This is a genomic window from Albidovulum sp., assembly GCF_049646345.1.
Taxonomy (GTDB): domain Bacteria; phylum Pseudomonadota; class Alphaproteobacteria; order Rhodobacterales; family Rhodobacteraceae; genus Albidovulum.
On the sequence record NZ_JBARVQ010000892.1, the window covers coordinates 1 to 4,155 of the forward strand.

The following is a 4,155-nucleotide window of genomic DNA, read 5'->3' on the forward strand; positions in this document are numbered from 1 at the left end:
TTCACCGCCTTTGGCTGTTCGACCGTCGAGGAATGTCCGGCACCAGCGATGATCGTCAGTTCCGCCCCCGGAATCGCGGCCTGCATGCGCCGGGATTTCTCGGGCACGGTCGCCACATCCTCATCCCCGACAAGGATCAGGGTTGGCCGCGTGATCCGGCCGATTTCATCCGCGACACCCTGCCGTTCGATCACCGCCGTTACCGCGCGGGTGATGCCGATGCGGTGATTGGCAACGATCCGGTCGCGCCAGAACTTCCGTTCCCCGGCCCTTGCCAGATCGTTCAGAAAGGTCTTTCCGAACATGATCGGCATAACCTTTTCCACGACCAGTCCCAGCCCGAACCAGCGCGCAACGAAGTTCAGCCGCCGGTAGCGGCCATGGTTTTCCACGGGTTCCGGGTCAGCCGAGGTTTCAACCAGCGTCAGCGACTTCACCAGTTCCGGCCGTCGTGCAGCCAACCGCATGCCGATGAAACCGCCCATGGACAGCCCGACGAAATGGCAGGGCGCGAGCCCCAGACGGTCGATCAGCACTTCGGCGTCGCGGGTCAGGCTTTCCATGTCATAGCCATCCGCTGTCACCTCGCTTTGGCCCTGCCCGCGATGGTCCCAGGTCACGCAACGATACCGATCCTTGAAGGCCGCGACCTGATCGCCGAACATTTCGCCACTGAAGAGAAGCCCGTGCGAAAACAGGATCGTCTCCGGGCCTTCGCCCTCATCGGTATAATGCAACCGGGCACCGTTGATATCGATATGAGGCATGGGCGGAACTCCGGTTGGTTTCTGTTGCGGGGATTTTGGTAACAGACCGAACACACAACCTAAAGGAGATTTTTTCTCAGGCGGTCACGGCCTTGCGCACCATATCCCAGTAGACATCGCCGACCTTCTCGCGGCTGAGACGTCCGCCTTCACGGTACCACGTATTGACCCCTGTCAGCATGGCGATGATGGCAAATGTCGCGATCCTGGTGTCAGGCGCCGAGAAGACGCCCTGCCCCACGCCATCACGCAGAATCGACTCCAGCCGGTCCTCATAGTTCTTTCTCAGCGCCTCGATCCGCGCAAAATTGTCCGGCCCCAGATTGCGCAGTTCCATGTAGGACAGGAACACCGCATCCGACCGTTCCAGGTTGAAGCGGATATGGAACCGCACGAAGGCTTCCAGACGCGCAAGGGGTGTGTCGCCCTTGGCCTCGCCTTCCCAAGCGCCGATCAGGTCATCCATATGCGATTTCAGCAGATCGAACAGCAGGGTCTCCTTGTCGGGTGTGTAAAGATAGAGCGCGCCTGCCTGCACCCCCACCTCGCCCGCGATCTGGCGCATGGAAACGGCGGCGAACCCGTGACGGGCGAACAGCTGCAGGGCCGCCGTGCGGATGCGCGGGCCGGTAATCTCAGAATGCGATCCGGTTTTCCTTGCCATTGCGGAAGAGTATATGAACACATGTTCAATACAATAGCCAAGCGTCACGGATGCTTGCGCCTGCCTGCCTTGCGGGATTAAAGTCGCCGCGCTTGCTGGAGGTCCCGATGCGCACCGCGCCCCTTCTTACCGCCCTGCTTTGCGCGACCCTCGCGGGCTGCGGCGCAATACCTGGCCTCAAACAGAGCAAATTGACGGAACCTGCCCGGGCCGACTGGCCCGCGCTGATGCCGACGGACGACATCCTGCAACCCGGTGCCCCTGAAACTCCGGACCCGACCGAAGAGCTGGAGGCACGCGCCGCAGCCCTCAAGGCGCGGGCAGCCGCGCTGGCACAGGCAGAGATCTGATTTCGGGGTACCTGCTGGCATGTTGCGGGCGCAACTTGCACCGCAGTCAGGCGTTTTTTCGCTACGAGCCCTTTGTGATCGTTGGGAGCCGGGCAGTGCCCGATCGCGGGTGGGCGCTGCTGTGTTTGAGTTGGACACTTTATCGTGCCACCACATCCGACCTCAGCTCTTCTTGAAACGTCGCAGGAGCGCCCGCCCAGGGGGCGGTCGGGCGCTGCCCGGCGGCGCGCGTTCCGCGCGCCTTGTTCCCGGGCATTGGTGCTTCTTTCTGAGCGCCGCGCTGTCCAGGCAGCATAAAGCAGGACTGGAACACGGCCACGGCCGCGCCATACGTTGCAAGCCCCGGCGCGACAGGCTAACACCGCCGGGACCGGCCCAAGGCCGCCCCTGTTGACGGAGTATCCCATGTCTACCCCCCTGCGTCTCGGCATCGCCGGCCTCGGCACCGTGGGCATTGGCACCGTCAAGATCGTGCAGAACCATGCGGCCCTTCTGGCCCGCCGCACCGGGCGCGAGATTGCAATCTCGGCCGTCTCGGCCCGCAGCAGCACCAAGAACCGTGATGCCGATCTGTCCTCCTATGCGTGGGAGGACGATCCCGTCGCACTTGCCACCCGCGACGATGTCGATGTCTTCGTCGAACTGATGGGCGGCGAAAACGGCACCGCCAAGACCTCGATCGAAGCGGCCATCGCCGCAGGCAAGGATGTGGTCACCGCCAACAAGGCATTGCTGGCTGTCCATGGTCAGGCACTGGCCGAGGCGGCCGAGGCCAAGGGCCGCGTGATCCGCTTTGAGGCCGCCGTTGCCGGTGGCATTCCGGTCGTCAAGGCGCTGACCGAAGGGCTTGCGGGCAATGAGATCCGCCGCGTCATGGGCGTGATGAACGGCACCTGCAACTATATCCTGACCCGGATGGAAAATGCGGGCCTGCCGTACGCCGAGGTTTTCGAAGAGGCCCGGCAGCTTGGTTATCTGGAGGCCGACCCCAATCTCGACGTCGGCGGCATCGATGCGGGCCACAAGCTGAGCCTTCTGGCCTCTATCGCCTTCGGCACCAAGGTCTCGTTCGACGCAGTCGAACTGGAAGGGATCGGCCGCATCTCCATCGACGATATCCGCCGCGCGGCGGATATGGAGTTCCGCATCAAACTGCTGGGTGTGGCGCAGATGACGGGCCGGGGTCTTGAGCAACGCATGTCGCCCTGCCTTGTGCCCGCCGACAGCCCGCTGGGCCAATTGCAGGGCGGTACCAATATGGTCGTCCTTGAAGGCGACAGTGTCGGCCAGATCGTGCTGCGCGGTGCCGGCGCGGGCGAAGGCCCGACCGCCTCGGCGGTGATGGCCGATATCGTCGAGATTGCGCGCGGCTGCCGGGTCTCGACCTTCGGCCAGCCCGCAACCTCGCTGGTCGATCCGGTGCCTGCCAGGGCCAATGCGCCCGCCCCCTATTATCTGCGGATGGAGCTGTCCGACAAACCGGGCGCACTGGCCAAGGTCGCAACAATCCTGGGCGAAGAAGGCGTTTCCATCGACCGGATGCGACAATACGGCCATGCCGATACCGACGCCCCGGTGCTGATCGTCACCCACAAGACGACCCGCGACGCGGTCGATCACGCGTTCAAACGCCTGCCAGCAACCGGTGTCGTGATCGGCGACCCCGTGGCGATCCGCATCGAAACCGTCTGACCGGCAGGGCCCGGGGCCTTGCCCCACAGGGCCCTGACCGGCTAGATGCACGAAACCGATATTACAGGAACAGACCATGGCCAATGCCCAGGAATTCCACGACCGTATGCTTTCACTGGGCCTCGCCCGGGTTTCCGAAGCCGCAGCCCATGCCTCTGCCCGCCTGATCGGGCGCGGCGATGAAAAGGCCGCCGACCAGGCTGCCGTCAACGCGATGCGCGACCAGCTCAACCTTCTCGACATCAAGGGTACCGTCGTCATCGGCGAGGGCGAGCGCGACGAGGCACCGATGCTTTATATCGGTGAAGAAGTGGGCACCGGTAGCGGGCCCGAGGTCGATATCGCGCTTGACCCGCTTGAGGGCACGACGCTGACCGCCAAGGATATGCCGAACGCGCTGACCGTAATCGCCATGGCCCCGCGCGGCACGCTTCTGCATGCGCCCGACGTCTATATGGACAAGCTGGCGGTGGGCCCCGGCCTGCCAAAGGATGTGGTCAGCCTTGAGATGAGCCCGACCGAGCGTGTTGAGGCCCTTGCCAAGGCCAAGCAATGCAAGCCGAGTGATATCACCGTCTGCGTGCTCGAACGCCCCCGGCACGAAGATATCGTGACCGAGATCCGCGCCACCGGGGCCGCAATCCGGCTGATCACCGATGGCGACGTCGCGGGCGTCATCCAC

General features: G+C 63.8%; 5 protein-coding genes. 3 read left to right on the top strand and 2 right to left on the bottom strand.

Going from position 1 to position 4,155, the window contains the following annotated elements; all coding sequences use genetic code 11:
* Together WBB85_RS23265 and WBB85_RS23270 are read right to left on the bottom strand one after the other, a co-directional pair.
* Positions 1-767: alpha/beta fold hydrolase (locus WBB85_RS23265; RefSeq protein ID WP_432640938.1), on the bottom strand; the 767-nt coding region annotated here is incomplete at its 3' end.
* Between the two features lie 76 nt (positions 768-843).
* The gene (locus tag WBB85_RS23270; RefSeq protein ID WP_432640939.1) at positions 844-1,431 is read right to left on the bottom strand and encodes a TetR/AcrR family transcriptional regulator; all 588 of its coding nucleotides are present in this window, start codon (positions 1,429-1,431) and stop codon (positions 844-846) included.
* Between the two features lie 107 nt (positions 1,432-1,538).
* Between WBB85_RS23270 and WBB85_RS23275 the strand changes: the two genes are divergently transcribed.
* The 3 genes from WBB85_RS23275 to WBB85_RS23285 form a co-directional block, all read left to right on the top strand.
* Complete coding sequence (locus tag WBB85_RS23275; RefSeq protein WP_432640940.1) at positions 1,539-1,781, top strand: hypothetical protein; 243 nt, start codon at positions 1,539-1,541, stop codon at positions 1,779-1,781.
* A 405-nt stretch (positions 1,782-2,186) separates the two neighbouring features.
* Positions 2,187-3,473 (top strand): homoserine dehydrogenase, encoded by a 1,287-nt coding sequence (locus WBB85_RS23280; RefSeq protein ID WP_432640941.1) that lies wholly within the window; start codon positions 2,187-2,189, stop codon positions 3,471-3,473.
* Positions 3,474-3,549: 76 nt separating this feature from the next.
* Positions 3,550-4,155, top strand: a 606-nt coding sequence (locus WBB85_RS23285; RefSeq protein ID WP_432640942.1) for a fructose-bisphosphatase class II family protein, incomplete at its 3' end; no start/stop codon positions are given.

Bases quoted from the DNA above. Each gene is read 5' to 3' on its own strand.
- WBB85_RS23270 (WP_432640939.1), bottom strand. From the start codon at position 1,431: ATGGCAAGGAAAACCGGATCGCATTCTGAGATTACCGGCCCGCGCATC.
- WBB85_RS23275 (WP_432640940.1), top strand. From the start codon at position 1,539: ATGCGCACCGCGCCCCTTCTTACCGCCCTGCTTTGCGCGACCCTCGCG.
- WBB85_RS23280 (WP_432640941.1), top strand. From the start codon at position 2,187: ATGTCTACCCCCCTGCGTCTCGGCATCGCCGGCCTCGGCACCGTGGGC.